This is a genomic window from Streptomyces sp. JH34 (assembly GCF_029428875.1).
Classification (GTDB): Bacteria; Actinomycetota; Actinomycetes; order Streptomycetales; family Streptomycetaceae; genus Streptomyces.
In genome coordinates this window covers 1,218,498-1,233,097 of record NZ_JAJSOO010000001.1, presented here as the reverse complement: position 1 = coordinate 1,233,097, position 14,600 = coordinate 1,218,498, and the positions used below count along the sequence as shown (strand labels likewise).

Sequence of the window (14,600 nt, the reverse complement as noted above, 5' to 3'; positions counted from 1 at the left end):
AATGGCAGAATCGTGGGCGGCGGACGCCGTCCGCCGCCGGACGGACCACCGACCGGCCCCCCGACCTGCGCAGGGACGATGAGCACGTACCGCGACTTCACACACCGCGGCTCCGCCCGCGCCACCGTCCTGCGGACCGTCGGCACCAGGGAGCGGCGCTCACACCTCACGGCGCCCAGGGTCCCCACCGTCGGCATCGACATCGGGGGCACCAAGGTGATGGCCGGCGTGGTGGACGCCGACGGCAACATCCTGGAGACCCTGCGCACCGAGACGCCGGACAAGTCGAAGAGCCCGAAGGTCGTCGAGGACACCATCGTCGAGCTGGTCCTGGACCTCTCCGACCGGCACGACGTGCACGCCGTCGGCATCGGCGCGGCGGGCTGGGTGGACGCGGACCGCTCCAAGGTGCTGTTCGCCCCGCACCTGGCCTGGCGCGACGAGCCCCTCCGCGACGCCATCGCGTCCCGGCTGGTGGTCCCGGTCATGGTCGACAACGACGCCAACACAGCCGCCTGGGCGGAGTGGCGCTTCGGAGCCGGCCGTGGCGAGGACCACCTGGTCATGATCACGCTGGGCACCGGCATCGGCGGCGCGATCCTGGAGGACGGGCACGTCAAGCGCGGCAAGTACGGCGTCGCGGGTGAGTTCGGCCACATGCAGGTGGTGCCCGGCGGACACCGCTGCCCGTGCGGCAACCGAGGCTGCTGGGAGCAGTACAGCTCGGGCAACGCCCTCGTGCGCGAGGCCAGGGAACTGGCCGCGGCGGACTCCCCGGTGGCCCACGGCATCATCGAGCGGGTCAAGGGCAACATCCCCGAGATCACCGGGCCGCTCATCACCGAGCTGGCCCGCGAGGGCGACGCCATGTGCGTCGAGCTCCTCCAGGACATCGGACAGTGGCTGGGCGTCGGCATCGCCAATCTCGCGGCGGCGCTGGACCCGTCCTGCTTCGTCATCGGCGGCGGTGTCAGCGCGGCCGACGACCTGCTGATCGGCCCCGCCAGGGACGCCTTCAAGCGGCACCTCACGGGCCGCGGCTACCGCCCCGAGGCCAGGATCGCGAAGGCGCAGCTCGGCCCCGAGGCGGGTATGGTCGGCGCCGCCGACCTCGCCCGTCTGGTCGCCCGGAGGTTCCGGCGGACCAACCGCCGCAGGGTCGAGCGCTACGAGCGGTACGCGCAGTTCTACGACCAGGCCGCCACCACCATCCGGAACACGCGCGGAACCCGTAGCGCCGACTGATCCGGGTGCCGCACGCCGCGACACCCGGCCACCCGCTCCGTACCGCAGCTCTCGAGGGATCACCGACCATGACCGCAGCCGAGCACCACATCGTGCCGCGCCAGCCTCCTTCGTCCGGCTCCGCCGGATCCTCCGGGTCTTCCGGCTCGTCCGGCTCTTCGGGTTCCCCGGCTCCCTCAGGCTCCGGGGACGGCGACGGGACGCCTCCGCAGGACCGGCGCAGGGTGGTGCGGCGCCGCCTCATCACGCTGACCATCATCGTCCTGCTGATCGGCATCCCGGCCGGCTACCTGGTCATCTCGGCCGGGCAGAGCCGCCGCTCGGGCAAGGACAAGGAGGCCGAGGCCTCCGCCCGGGGACTGCGCGAGGACTGGCCGTCCGGCATGCAGCGCCGCATCTTCGAGCTGCCCGTGCCGGGAAACGCGGTCGGGGTCCAGTACTACGAGACGAACAACTGGAAGGCCAGCCGGATGTACGTGAAGTTCCGTACGACATCCGCCGGGCTCGACCGTTTCCTGAGCGGTGTCGGCACCGGCCGCGCCGCGCTGGAGACGGGCAAGGTGACGATCGGCGAACGGGACGTCAAGATCACCGGATGGCTCTTCGGGCCGGGCGTCGACTGGTCGGGGACGGTCCACAAGAACAAGGATCCGCGCCCCACCCAGAGCATCACCGTCAACATGACCGATCCTGCCGCGCCGGTCGTCTACGTGGTCTCCGCGTCGACCCCCTGACCGGGAGCGGGCGGGTGGCTGATTACCCTGGAGCGAGTGAGTGAAGTGAGCGACACGACCCCGCAGCCCGTCCGGCCCCCGCACACGGCCAACCCCGAGCCCCTGCAGGGCGAGGTGATCCGGCAGCTGCCCCCGGAGCCCCAGCCCGTGCCGGGGCAGCCGTACGCGCAGGCACCCGGCCCGGCGGCCGGCCCGCCGCCGCAGGCGGTGCCCCGGCTCCCGCAGGAGGGGTCCGCCCAGCTCTCGCAGCCCTTCTCCGCGCCTCAGGCGCAGGCGCCGGGCCCGCGGTACGCGCAGCCGCAGGTCCCGCAGCCGGTGCCGCAGGCCGGGCAGCAGGTCCCAGGGCCGCAGTACTCCCAGCCGATGTCCCCGGCGCACGCGCGGCAGGCCCCGGGCCCGCAGTACACCCAGCCGCCGGTGTCGCAGGCCGAGCAGCCGGCACCCGGCCCCCGGTACACGCAGCCGCAGGTCCCGCACCAGCCCCAGGATTCCGGCGGACCGGCCCCGCAGGGGCCCGCGCAGGCGGGTCCCGGGCGGCAGGGTGCGCAGGCCCCGCAGCCCGGGCGGCTGCTCCAGTACCGCTTCGACGGGCCGGAGGACGCCCCGGTCCTGGTGATCGGCCCTTCCCTCGGCACCACCTGGCACATGTGGGACCGCCAGATACCCGAGCTGTCCCAGCACTGGCGCATCTTCCGCTACGACCTGCCCGGGCACGGCGGAGCCCCCGCGTACCCCGCGGCGGCGGTCACCGACCTCGCCGACCGCCTCCTCGCCACGCTGGACAGCGTCGGTGTCCAGCGCTTCGGTTACGCGGGCTGCTCCATCGGCGGTGCCGTCGGAGCGGACCTCGCGCTCCGCCACCCCCACCGGGTGGCCGCGCTGGCGCTCGTCGCCGCGTCGCCGCGCTTCGGGACCGCCGACGAATTCCGTCAGCGCGGGGTGATCGTCCGCAGCAACGGCCTCGAGCCGATCGCCCGGACCTCCCCGGAGCGCTGGTTCACCCCCGGATTCGCCGCCGCCCAGCCCGCCATCGTCGAGTGGGCCGTCCAGATGGTCCGCACCACCGACCCCGGCTGCTACATCGCCTCCTGCGAGGCCCTGGCCGCCTTCGACATCCGTACGGAACTCCCGCGCATCGGGGTCCCGACGCTCGTCCTGGTCGGCGCGGAGGACAAGGTCACCGGACCCGCCGAGGCCCGGACCCTGGTCGCGGGCATCCCGGACGCCCGGCTCGCTCTCGTCCCGAGCGCCTCCCACCTGGCGCCGGTCGAACAGCCGGCCGCCGTCACCGACCTGCTGCTCATGCACTTCTCGACCGCCTGGCAGGACACCCAGGCGTCGATCCCGGTTCCGCCGTCCCCCGGCTTCTCCGCCCCGTTCGCCCCGGTCGTCCCCGTCGCGGAGATCTCCGCCGCGGCCGACCTGCCGGACGTCTCCCCGACAGGACGCAACGACCGGTACGACCAGGGGATGAAGGTCCGCCGTGAGGTGCTGGGCGACGCCCATGTGGACGGCGCGACAGCCGCCTCCGACGGCTTCACCGACGACTTCCAGGAGCTCCTCACCCGCTACGCCTGGGGTGAGATCTGGAGCCGGGAGGGCCTCGACCGCAAGGCCCGCAGCTGCGTCGCGCTCACCGCGGTCGTCGCGTCCGGACACCTGGGCGGCCTCGCCCAGCACGTCAGGGCGGCCCTGCGCAACGGACTGACACCCGTCGAGATCAAGGAGGTGCTGCTCCAGACCGCCGTCTACTGCGGCATCCCGGCGGCAGGTGCGGCGTTCGAGATCGCGCAGTCCGTGATCCAGGAGGAAACCACCCCGCCGGCGTAGCAGGATGGTGGTATGAACGCCTCGTCTCTCACCCTCGTCAAGAAGACCCACTCCTGCGTCCGCCTGGAGCGGAACGGGCAGTCGCTCGTCATCGATCCCGGCGGATTCACCGAGGACGACGCCGCGGTCGGTGCCGACGCGATCCTGGTGACGCACGAACACCCCGACCACTTCAACGAGGCGCGCCTGCGCGCCGCGCTGGAGTCGAACCCCGCCGCGCAGGTGTGGACCCTGCGCAGCGTGGCCGAGCAGGTGTCCGCCGCCTTCCCGGGGCGGGTGCACACGGTCGGCCACGGTGACACGTTCACCGCCGCCGGACTCGACGTGCAGGTCCACGGCGAACTGCACGCGGTGATCCACCCGGACATCCCGCGGGTCACCAACATCGGGTTCCTCGTGGACGGTTCGGTCTTCCACCCGGGCGACGCCCTGACGGTGCCCGACCACCCGGTGGACACGCTGATGCTCCCGGTCATGGCCCCCTGGAACAAGATCTCCGAGGTCATCGACTACGTGCGCGAGGTGAAGCCGCGCCGTGCGATCGACATCCACGACGCCCTGCTCACCGACCTCGCACGACCGGTCTACGACATGCAGATCGGTGCCCTGGGCGGGGCGGACCACAGCCGGCTGACCCCGGGTGAGGCGACCCGCCTCTGACCCCGCTGTCAGTGGGAGCGGCTAGGTTTGCTGCATGCGCATCGCCACCTGGAACGTCAATTCGATCACCGCCCGGCTGCCGAGGCTCCTGGCCTGGCTGGAGAGCAGCGGCACCGACGTGCTGTGCATCCAGGAGACCAAGTGCACGCTGGAGCAGTTCCCCGCGGAAGCGCTGCGGGAGGCGGGTTACGAGTCCGCGGTCAACGCCACAGGCCGGTGGAACGGCGTCGCGGTGCTCTCCCGCGTCGGCCTCGCGGACGTCGTGACGGGCCTCCCCGGCGGCCCCGGGTACGAGGGGGTGCAGGAGCCGAGGGCGATCTCGGCGACCTGCGGCGGCGCCCGTGTCTGGTCCGTCTACGTCCCCAACGGCCGCGAGGTCGCCCACGAGCACTACGCCTACAAGCTGCGCTGGCTCGAGGCGCTGCGGGAGGCCGTCGCCGCGGACGCGGCGGGGGCGCTGCCGTTCGCCGTCCTCGGCGACTACAACATCGCGCCCACCGACGAGGACGTCTGGGACCCGGCCGTCTTCGAGGGGGCCACGCACGTCACCCCGGCCGAGCGGGACGCGCTCACGGCGCTGCGCGGGACGGGCCTCTCCGACGTGGTGCCGCGCCCGCTCAAGTACGACCGCCCCTACTCCTACTGGGACTACCGCCAGCTCGCCTTCCCGAAGAACAGGGGCATGCGGATCGACCTCGTCTACGGCAACGCCCCCTTCGCGGCGGCGGTCAAGGACAGTTACGTCGACCGCGAGGAGCGCAAGGGCAAGGGAGCCTCCGACCACGCCCCGGTGGTCGTGGACCTCGAGGTCTGAGGGCCGGACCGGCCCGGCGCGACGTCGACCCTGGGTCGGCGGGAACACATGGCTGAGGACAGCGGCGCATCGCCCGCCGGGCGTCCGACGACGGCGGCCGCGGCGGTGCGCAGCCGTCCCGGAACGCCCGGGCCCGCACGCCGCCGATCCCGCCCGCGCCGGAGCGGTGTCCGCGCTCAGTGCACGGAGAAGCCGCCGTCGACGAAGACCGACTGCCCCGTCACGTAACCGGAGGCCGCACTCGCGAGGAACACCGCCGCGCCCGCGAAGTCCTCGGCCAGGCCGTTGCGGCCCACCATGGTGCGGGCCGCCAGGGCCGCCACCCGCTCCGGGTCCGACGACAGCTGCTCGTTGAGAGGCGTCATCACGAAACCGGGGACCAGCGTGTTGCAGGTGACGCCGTGCGGCGACCACGCCTCGGCCTGTGAACGGGCCAGCGACTCCAGGGCTCCCTTGGAGACTCCGTACGCACCGCTCCGCACGAACGCCCGGTGTGCCTGCTGCGAGGTGATGTGGATGATCCGGCCGTAGCCGCGCTCCGCCATGCCAGGTCCGAACCGCCGGCCCAGCAGATAGGGCGCCTTGAGGTTCACCGTCATCGTGGTGTCCCAGACGTCCTCGTCGAGCTCGTCCATCGGCGGCCGCAGGTTGATCCCCGCGCAGTTGACGAGGATGTCGGGCTCGCCGAACGCCGCCGCGGACTCCTCGCCGGCCGCACGCACGCCCTCCGGGGTCGCCAGATCGGCGCTCACCCAGGCGGCACTGCAGCCTTCGGCGTCGAGTTCGCCGACGGTCCGCGCCAGTTCCGCCTCCCTGCGTGCCACGACCACCACGCTCGCACCCGCGTGTGCGAGCGCTCCGGTGACGGCCCGGCCGATACCGGAGCTGCCGCCGGTCACCACGGCGACCCGCCCCTCCAGGGAGAAGAGTTCGGAGAGATAGTTCTGCGGCGTCATGTCCTCACCCTACGTACATGGCCGGATCGTGTACGGGGTGGGTCCCGGATCCGGAACAGACGCGTGCCCTGCGATGCGCGACGCCTCCGGGATGGGATCCTGGTGGTATGAACATCCCTTTCCTGGACAACTGGCGTAAGCGCCAGGGCGGTACGCGGGAGGTGGCTCTCGCGGCCGCCGTCAGGACCGATCCGGACGGTGTGGCGGAACTGTTCGCGGAGTGTGAGCTGCTGCGCGCCCGGGCCGGGCAGTGCGGCCTCGAACTCGACGACACACCGGGCTCGTTGTCGGCGCTCGACCAACTGCCGCCCATCTGGCGCGACGACCCGGAGGAGCTGCCCTGGGTGGGCAACGACGCGGGTCTCTACCTCGGCACCGTCCTGGTGCGGACGGTCCCCGGCGCCGTCTGGGACATCCTGGCCGGCGGGAAGCCGGTGGTGCGGCTGGCGTCGGGGCGTGAGATCGACGTCGTGGCCGCCGGTCTGGACTGGGCGATGTCCGGCAGTCCCGAGCTCTCCGAGATGTACGCGGAGTCCGCCGAGAGCGGCCCCGAGGCCAAAACGCGATAAACAGCCTTATGCGGGGCCGGTGCGTGTCGGCCCCGAACCGGATGTCCGCCCCGGATAGTTTGCGCTGACCTCGACAAGCGATAAGTGGGTAGGGCAGCGTATGGCCGTCGATCCGTTGATCGAGCTGCGGGACGTCAACAAGTACTTCGGGAAGTTGCACGTACTGCAGGACATCAATCTCACCGTCGGCCGCGGGGAGGTGGTGGTGGTCATCGGCCCCTCCGGATCGGGTAAATCAACGCTCTGCCGGACCATCAACCGGCTCGAGACGATCGAATCCGGCCACATCGCCATCGACGGGAAGCCGCTCCCCGAAGAGGGGAAGGGGCTCGCGGAGCTCCGGGCCGAAGTGGGCATGGTCTTCCAGTCGTTCAACCTCTTCGCCCACAAGACCGTGCTGGCCAACGTCTCCCTCGCCCAGCTGAAGGTCCGCAAGCGCAAGAAGGACGAGGCCGACCAGCGCTCCCGGGAACTCCTGGAGCGGGTCGGGCTCGCCTCGCAGGCCGACAAGTTCCCCGCCCAGCTCTCCGGCGGCCAGCAGCAGCGCGTCGCCATCGCCCGCGCCCTCGCCATGGACCCCAAGGCCCTCCTCTTCGACGAGCCCACCTCGGCGCTCGACCCGGAGATGATCAACGAAGTCCTCGAGGTCATGCAGCAGCTCGCCCGTGAGGGCATGACCATGGTGGTCGTCACGCACGAGATGGGCTTCGCCCGGTCCGCCGCCAACCGCGTGGTCTTCATGTCCGACGGGCGCGTCATCGAGGACCGCACCCCGGAGGACTTCTTCACCAACCCGGAGAGCGACCGCGCCAAGGACTTCCTGTCCAAGATCCTCAAGCACTGACAGGGGGCACCGTGTTGCGTACGAGGAACATCGCGGCCGTACTGGTCTGCCTCCTGATCACCGCGCTGGCCGTCGGCTGCGGCAGGGAGGGCAGCCCTCCGGTCAAGGGGCCGAAAGCCGACGAACTGCCCCAGTACAAGGTCGACACCGGTTTCGAGCTGCCGCAGTCGAAGACGTGGAAGAAGGCCAGGAAGCGCGGCTATCTCGTCGTGGGTGCCAAGGAGGACCAGCCGTACCTCGGCGAGAAGGACCCGGCCACCGGTGTCTACTCCGGCTTCGACATCGAGATCGCCCGCATGATGGCGGCCTCGCTCGGCTTCGAGCCGGACACGATCCGCTTCCGGACCATCGCCTCCGCCAACCGTGAGACGGCGCTCCAGAACGGACAGATCGACTACTACGTCGGCACCTACACGATCAACGACATGCGCAAGAAGCTCGTCGGCTTCGCCGGCCCGTACTACCTGGCGGGCCAGGGACTGCTGGTGCGCACCGACGAGAACGACATCCACGGCCCGCAGGACCTGGCGGGCAGGACGGTCTGCTCGGCCGCCGGTTCCACGCCGTACCAGCGCATCGCCGCCGACTACCCCGAGGCGGACCTGGTCGCCTACGACACCTACTCGATCTGCGTCGACAACCTGCTGACCTTCCAGGTGGACGCCGTCACCACCGACGACGCCATCCTGCTCGGCTTCGCGGCCAAGGCCCCGGACGAGATGAAAGTGGTCGGCAAGCCCTTCTCCGAGGAGCCGTACGGCATCGGTGTCCCGCGCGGCGACAACGCGCTGCGCCTCGCGCTCGACGACGCACTGGAGGCGAACGAGAAGAACGGCAACTGGAAGAAGGCGTTCGAAGCGACCCTGGGCCTGTCCGGGGTGCCGGCGCCGACACCGCCGCCCATCGACCGCTACCCGGCGAACTGAGGGGCGGGCCACCACCATGGACGTACTGACAGAGAACTGGTCGCTCTACGGCAAGGGCTTCCTCGGCACCGTCGAACTCACCGTCTACGCCTCGATCCTGGCGCTCGTGCTCGGGTTCGTCATGGCGTCGTTCCGGGTCGCACCCGTCGGCGCGCTCCGGGTGATCGGCACCGCGTGGGTGACGGTGCTCCGCAACACCCCGCTGACGCTGCTGTTCTTCGCCGTGCTGCTCGGCCTGCCGCGCTTCGGTCTGGTCCTGCCCTTCCAGGTCTTCGCGGTCCTCGCCCTCGGCTGCTACACCTCGGCCTTCATCTGCGAGGCCCTGCGTTCCGGCATCAACACCGTGCCCACGGGGCAGGGCGAAGCCGCCCGCAGCCTCGGGATGTCCTTCGGGCAGACGCTGGGCAACGTGGTGCTGCCGCAGGCCTTCCGTTCGGTCATCCCGCCGGTGGGCTCGACGCTCATCGCGCTCGCCAAGAACTCGGCCATCGCCGGAGCCTTCAGCGTCACCGAGCTCCTCGGCACCTACAAGACCCTCAACGAACTCGGCTACAGCATCATCTGGACCTTCGTCTGGATCGCCGTCGGATATCTGATCATCACCCTCGCCATCAGTGCGCTCTTCAACGTGTTGGAGAAGCGCTGGGGAGTCGCCCGATGACCCACGCCACCGCCTCGGCGACCGCGCTCTACGACATCCCGGGGCCCGTCACCCGTAAGAGACACTTCCTCTACGGAATCATCTCGACCGCCGTGATCCTCGGCCTCTTCGCCTGGATCCTCTATCTGCTGTTCGACACCGACCAGTTCACCAGCGCGAAGTGGAATCCCTTCACGTACAAGGGCATCCAGGAACTGCTGCTCCGCGGCCTGGGCAACACGCTCAAGGCCTTCGCCTACGCGGCGGTGCTCTCGCTCGCGCTCGGGGCGGTACTCGCCGTCGGGCGGCTGTCCGCCCACAAGCCGGTGCGATGGATCTCGACCCTCCTGGTCGAGTTCTTCAGAGCGATGCCCGTCCTGGTGATGATCTTCTTCATCTTCGTCGCCCTCAAGGTCCAGCCGCTGCCCGCACTGGTGGCCGGACTGACCCTCTACAACGGTTCCGTGCTCGCGGAGGTGTTCCGTACCGGGATCAACTCCGTCGAGCGAGGACAGGGGGAGGCGGCGTACGCGCTCGGCATGCGCAAGACCCAGGTCACCACCCATGTCCTCGCCCCGCAGGCCGTCCGGGCGATGCTGCCCACCATCATCAGCCAGCTGGTCGTGGCGCTCAAGGACACCTCGCTGGGCTATCTGATCACCTACGAGGAGTTCCTCCACGCGGGCAAGCTGATCGCGTCGAACCTCGACTACGATCTGCCGTTCATCCCCGTGGTGATGGTGATCTCGCCCATCTACATCGGCATGTGTATGTTGCTCTCCTGGTTCGCCACCTGGGTGGCGAGGCGCGAGCGGCGCAATCCCAAGACGGAGGGGACGGGCGTCGCGGCGGCCGAACCGGGAACGCTCCTGCCGGGCCGCCCCCGCTAGCCGTCGGAGGACCCGCCCGGCAGCAGCCGGTGATCACTCCCCGCACCGCGGAACCGGGACATGCCCGGCCCCGCGTCCGGCGAGGAGAAGGTCAGCTGCGCGCCGGCCGGGTCGCCGCGGACGCGACGAGGACCGGCGAAGGGAACGGAGCGACGTCTGGAGGCCGCCACGCCGTGGGCGCGGAGCCAGGCTCCCCGCCCACGGGGGACGGTTGTCCCGCTTCCGGTCCGTGGAGAAGTGAGGGGGCGGTCGCGGAGCGGTCCGCCGGAGCCGAGCGGCCCCGTACCGTCCGAAGGGACGGTACGGGGCCGCTCTTCCTGTGCCACGGGACACGACGGCGGGCGGGCCCGTGTGCCGCAGTCGCCGGTCCGGGACGGCGACCGTAGGATTCCTCCCGCGGTAGCGGCGCCCGTCCGTTGCCGTCGGGGGAGTGTTGTTGACATGCGCTATGCCGACGGGCCCGGAACACGTCGTGAGGTCAGGATCTCCGCGAGCCCCGAGCGTGTCTGGAGGGTGCTGACCGACGTCGAGGCGATGACCGGGTGGAGTCCCGAGCTGATGGAGGTGGAATGGCGCGACGGTGCCACCGCACCGGCGACGGGAGCCCGTTACGTCGGGCACAACCAGCACCCCCTGAACGGCCGTTGGCGGACGGTCGCCCACTTCACCGAGTTCGATCCCGACCGGACCCTCACCTGGTGCGTCCTCGACGTCGACGGCCGCTACGGCGCACCGACCGAGGACCCTGAGCACCGGATGGCGACCTGGTCCTTCACTCTCGCCCCGGACGCCGACGGCGTCGTGCTGCGGCAGTCGGTCACGATCGGTCCCGGTCCCAGCGGAGTGACCGCCCACATCGAGCGCACGCCGGAGAGGGAGGAGGCGATCATCGCCTTCCGCGTCGGGGAGCTGGGCAAGGGCATGGACGAGACCCTCCAGGGCATCAAGGACTCGGCGGAGCAGCGGGACTGAGGGCGCCGCTCCCCGCACCGGGCCGCGGTGCCTCAGCCGGCGGCGCGGTGGGACGTGCGGGGCGCGGTGGGCAGCGGTGCCTGCGCCGCCCGTGTCACATCGCCGACCAACTCGACCACATCCGGGCCGTAGGCCTGGGAGTTGACCACCTTCAGGAGCAGTACGAACGAGCTGCCCCGGTGCTTGCGCCGCAGCTTCTCGTGGTTGCGGATCAGGTAACGCGAGGCGGCCTGGTTGGTGATGGCGCGCTGGCCGCAGAGCAGGAAGACCGGACGCGCGTCCGGGCCGCCCGTCAGCCGTGCCAGCAGTACGTGTTCGGACGTCCCCGGTTCCAGCCGGTAGCGCTCCGAGCCGACCTGGAAGGCCGCCCGGTCGGGGCCCGGCTCGGGCCCGGTGTCGATCTTCACCCCGGGCAGCAGCGACTGCAGGTGCGCGGCCATGCGGCGGTTGGACCCCGGCCCGCCGACGCAGAACTCCGTCCGTTCACCGAAGCCCTGGTGGGCCGTGTCGTGGGAGACGATCTGCGCGTGGGCGGAGCAGTCCTTGATGAGCGCCGAGAGTTCGAGCAGGGCGAAGACGTCGTGGCGGTGGACCGCGCCGTCGCCGCCGGCGTCGCGGTTGACGACGAGCAGGCACTCGGAGTTCCCCGGCATCCCGAAGAACGCCTGCTTGCGGCGGAGTCTGCGTCGCCAGAGGTACGTCCGGGCGAGCCACCCGAGGGCGGCGCTGATTCCGGCGGCTATGAGACCGAGCACGATGTTGCGTACGTCGTCATTCATGAGCGGGCATGGTAGCGGTCCGTTCGAACGGGCGGCCGAGGCGGTCCTGGCGGCGGGGGTGCGAATCAGAGACTCCCTAGGGGTTCGTAGGGGCTGCGGCCCGAGAAGGCGCGTTCGTAGGCTGCCGAGCGAATCCCGTCATCCGACGCCCCGAAAGCAGGCGAGACACCATGACGTCGGTCCTCATCACCGGCTGCAGCAGCGGTATCGGTCTGGAGACCGCGCTCGCGTTCGCCCGCAGGGGGGACCGCGTCCACGCCTGCGTACGCGATCCCGCCACCGCCGGTGAACTGCTCGGCCGCGCGCGGGCGGAGAACCTCACCCTGGACGTGCCCCGGCTCGATGTCACCGACGACGCCTCCGTCGCCGCCGCCGTCGCAGGGGTGCTCGAACGGCACGGTTCCATCGACGTGCTGGTCAACAACGCCGGTATCGACCGCACCGGGACCGTCGAGACCATGCCGCAGGACGAGGCGCGCGCGGTGCTGGAGACCAACCTCTGGGGGCCGCTGCGCACCGTGCGCGCGGTGCTGCCCACCATGCGCGCCCGCGGCAGCGGCGTCGTCGTCAACGTCTCCTCCCTGGCCGGCCGTACGTTCGCCGTGCCGCACGGCGGCTTCTACGCCGCCAGCAAGGCCGCCCTGGGCACGCTCAGCGAGGCACTGTCCGCGGAGGTGCGACCCTTCGGGATCCGCGTGGTATGCCTCGAACCCGGCAGCTTCGCCTCCCGCATCAACCGTGACAGCCCCGTGGACGCCGCCCCCTCGCAACTGTCCGCGGCCGACCCGTACACCGCGGACCGGGCGTGGACCGCGCGGTTCCTCGCCCGGGTCCAGGAGGGCGCCGGCGACTGCGGCGAGGTGGCCGAGGCGGTGCTCGCCGCCGTCGACGACCCCGGGACACCCCTGCACACGCCGGTCGGCAAGGACGCGGAGACGGCGCTGGAGTATCTGGGCACCGCCTCCTACGAGCAGTGGCTGCCGCTCTTCCTGCAGCAGGCCCAGTCCCTCGTCGGCCCCCGGCCCGGAGCGGGCACGGAGTGAGGCGTCCCGCGCCGGTGCGGTGAGAACCACCCGGCCCGGGGGCCCGGCCCGCCTGCGGGCGGTTCAGCAGGGTCCGCCGGGGGTGTGCGTGCCCCAGATCTCGCGCAAGGCGTCGCAGACCTCGCCCACGGTCGCCCCGGCGGACAGGGCGTCCTTCATCGGGTACAGCACGTTGTCGTCCCCGGCCGCAGCCTTCTGCACGCCGGCGAGGCGGCGGTCCACGCGGTCCTGGTCCCGCCAGGCGCGGAGTTTGGCGAGGCGTTCGGCCTGCCTGACCTCGACGGAGGGAGCGACGCGGGGAGGTTCGGGAGACTCCGCCGCGTCGGGCACGCCGGGCCGGAGGCGGTCCACTGCGACGGCGGTCCGCACGCCGGAGCCGGTCTCCCGGGCGACGCGGCGTGCGTGGGCGTCTATCTCGCCTGCCTGGTAGCCGTGTTCGATGGCCGCGACGGCCCCGCCGAGGTCCTCGACCCTCCGCATCAGTTCGACCGTCGCCGCCTCGATGTCGTCGGTCGTCCCCCCGGCGGCGCGGCACCCGGAGGAGGCCGCCGCGGTCCCGTCCGTCTCGTACGCCAGGGCCCGCGGCGCCAGGGACCCGGGGTTCCCCGCCCCGAACTCCTCCCGCATCACCCGGGCCCAGATCCGCCGTGCGGCACGGAGTCCGGCGGCCCCCCGGTGTGCCGTACGGGTCGTGAAGGAGAAGGAGAGCCGCGGGGCGAATTCGTCGACGTCCACGCCTGCCGCGACCGCCGCGCGCACGTACTGGATGCCGTCGGCCAGGGTGAACGCGATCTCCTGTGCGGGCGACGCGCCCGCCTCGGCCATGCGGTGGCCGGAGACCGCGAGCGTGTCCCACCGCGGGATCTCGGCCCTGCAGTAGGTGAAGACGTCCGCGGTCAGCCGCAGGGAAGGCTTCGGCGGGAAGATGCACGTCCCGCGCGCGATGTACTCCTGCAGCACGTCGTTCCGGCTCCCGCCCGTCAGCAGACCGGCGCCGACCCCCTGCTCCTCGGCGACCAGTTGGTAGAGCAGGAGCAGCAGGGAGGCGGGGGCGTCGACCGTCATCGACGTGGAGACCTCGGCCAGCGGGATACCGCCGAGGAGGACGCGCATGTCGTCGATGGAGTCGACGGCCACGCCGGTCCTGCCGACCTCGCCGGAGGCGACGGGGGCGTCCGAGTCGCGTCCCACCCGGGTGGGCAGGTCGAAGGCCACCGACAGGTCCGTCGTGCCGTTCGCGATCAGCTGCTTGTACCGGCTGTTGGCCTCCCGCGCGGTGCCGGAACCGGCGTACGGACGCGTCGGCCACGGCCGGCCCGGCCGGGCGCCGGGTGCGTGGACAGGCTCGACGGGCGGGCCCGATCCGGCGGAACGAGGTCGGTTCGTCACCACGGCTTCACGTCCTCGGTCGTCGTCGTCGTGCGCACCGTGGTGCCGGCCGTCGTCGCGCACGGCACCACGGCGTCGAGGCGGGCTGCGGATCAGCCGGTGACGCGGATGGACTGCGACGGGCACAGGTCCGCCGCACGGTGGACGTCCTCCAGCAGTTCCGCCCCCGGCTTCTCCTGGAGGACGACGACGAGACCGTCGTCGTCCTGGTCGAAGACCTCGGGGCTCTGCATCGCGCACTGGCCGGAGCCCACACACCGGTCGCGGTCCGTGGTGACACGCATGGCAGTCATTCCGATCGGATCGGCC

At 71.4% G+C, this 14,600-nt stretch carries 16 protein-coding genes; 12 read left to right on the top strand and 4 right to left on the bottom strand.

Annotated elements, in window-relative coordinates; genetic code table 11:
- Positions 1-78: 78 nt before the first annotated feature.
- The 5 genes from LWJ43_RS05435 to LWJ43_RS05415 all read left to right on the top strand — a co-directional run bounded on the left by LWJ43_RS05435 (position 79) and on the right by LWJ43_RS05415 (position 5,283).
- A complete protein-coding gene (locus LWJ43_RS05435; protein ID WP_277331143.1) occupies positions 79-1,245 on the top strand; it encodes an ROK family glucokinase in 1,167 nt (388 codons plus the stop codon).
- A 68-nt stretch (positions 1,246-1,313) separates the two neighbouring features.
- Entirely contained in the window at positions 1,314-1,979 is a 666-nt protein-coding gene (locus LWJ43_RS05430; protein WP_277331142.1) for a hypothetical protein, read from the top strand.
- Between the two features lie 363 nt (positions 1,980-2,342).
- Positions 2,343-3,809: a bifunctional 3-oxoadipate enol-lactonase/4-carboxymuconolactone decarboxylase PcaDC gene (gene pcaDC / locus LWJ43_RS05425; RefSeq protein ID WP_277335818.1), complete on the top strand. Its 1,467-nt coding sequence runs from the start codon at positions 2,343-2,345 to the stop codon at positions 3,807-3,809.
- Between the two features lie 12 nt (positions 3,810-3,821).
- Positions 3,822-4,469 (top strand): MBL fold metallo-hydrolase, encoded by a 648-nt coding sequence (locus LWJ43_RS05420; protein ID WP_277331141.1) that lies wholly within the window; start codon positions 3,822-3,824, stop codon positions 4,467-4,469.
- A gap of 34 nt (positions 4,470-4,503) precedes the next feature.
- Entirely contained in the window at positions 4,504-5,283 is a 780-nt protein-coding gene (locus LWJ43_RS05415; protein WP_277331140.1) for an exodeoxyribonuclease III, read from the top strand.
- A gap of 176 nt (positions 5,284-5,459) precedes the next feature.
- On the opposite strand, the gene LWJ43_RS05410 is transcribed toward LWJ43_RS05415, so the two are convergent.
- Positions 5,460-6,239, bottom strand: coding sequence for an SDR family NAD(P)-dependent oxidoreductase (locus LWJ43_RS05410; RefSeq protein WP_277331139.1), 780 nt, complete (start codon positions 6,237-6,239; stop codon positions 5,460-5,462).
- A 107-nt stretch (positions 6,240-6,346) separates the two neighbouring features.
- Here LWJ43_RS05410 and LWJ43_RS05405 point away from each other — a divergent pair, with 107 nt between their 5' ends.
- The 6 genes from LWJ43_RS05405 (at position 6,347) to LWJ43_RS05380 (ending at position 11,080) form a co-directional block, all read left to right on the top strand.
- Entirely contained in the window at positions 6,347-6,808 is a 462-nt protein-coding gene (locus LWJ43_RS05405) for a DUF6278 family protein (RefSeq protein WP_277331138.1), read from the top strand.
- A 100-nt stretch (positions 6,809-6,908) separates the two neighbouring features.
- Positions 6,909-7,652 (top strand): amino acid ABC transporter ATP-binding protein, encoded by a 744-nt coding sequence (locus LWJ43_RS05400; protein ID WP_277331137.1) that lies wholly within the window; start codon positions 6,909-6,911, stop codon positions 7,650-7,652.
- 11 nt (positions 7,653-7,663) lie between these two features.
- Entirely contained in the window at positions 7,664-8,578 is a 915-nt protein-coding gene (locus LWJ43_RS05395; RefSeq protein ID WP_277331136.1) for a glutamate ABC transporter substrate-binding protein, read from the top strand.
- Positions 8,579-8,594: 16 nt separating this feature from the next.
- Complete coding sequence (locus LWJ43_RS05390) at positions 8,595-9,239, top strand: amino acid ABC transporter permease (protein ID WP_277331135.1); 645 nt, start codon at positions 8,595-8,597, stop codon at positions 9,237-9,239.
- Positions 9,236-10,108, top strand: a complete 873-nt coding sequence (locus LWJ43_RS05385) for an amino acid ABC transporter permease (RefSeq protein ID WP_277331134.1) — start codon at positions 9,236-9,238, stop codon at positions 10,106-10,108. The genes LWJ43_RS05390 and LWJ43_RS05385 overlap by 4 nt, the downstream gene beginning before the upstream one ends.
- Positions 10,109-10,549: 441 nt before the next feature.
- A complete protein-coding gene (locus LWJ43_RS05380; protein ID WP_277331133.1) occupies positions 10,550-11,080 on the top strand; it encodes an SRPBCC family protein in 531 nt (176 codons plus the stop codon).
- Positions 11,081-11,112: 32 nt separating this feature from the next.
- On the opposite strand, the gene LWJ43_RS05375 is transcribed toward LWJ43_RS05380, so the two are convergent.
- Entirely contained in the window at positions 11,113-11,859 is a 747-nt protein-coding gene (locus tag LWJ43_RS05375) for a hypothetical protein (protein ID WP_277331132.1), read from the bottom strand.
- A 170-nt stretch (positions 11,860-12,029) separates the two neighbouring features.
- Between LWJ43_RS05375 and LWJ43_RS05370 the strand changes: the two genes are divergently transcribed.
- Positions 12,030-12,902 (top strand): SDR family oxidoreductase, encoded by an 873-nt coding sequence (locus LWJ43_RS05370; protein WP_277331131.1) that lies wholly within the window; start codon positions 12,030-12,032, stop codon positions 12,900-12,902.
- Positions 12,903-12,965: 63 nt separating this feature from the next.
- Here LWJ43_RS05370 and LWJ43_RS05365 read toward each other — a convergent pair whose 3' ends face one another.
- Together LWJ43_RS05365 and LWJ43_RS05360 are read right to left on the bottom strand one after the other, a co-directional pair.
- Positions 12,966-14,294, bottom strand: a complete 1,329-nt coding sequence (locus LWJ43_RS05365) for a methylmalonyl-CoA mutase family protein (protein ID WP_277331130.1) — start codon at positions 14,292-14,294, stop codon at positions 12,966-12,968.
- Positions 14,295-14,383: 89 nt separating this feature from the next.
- Entirely contained in the window at positions 14,384-14,575 is a 192-nt protein-coding gene (locus LWJ43_RS05360) for a ferredoxin (protein WP_277335817.1), read from the bottom strand.
- Positions 14,576-14,600 lie beyond the last annotated feature (25 nt).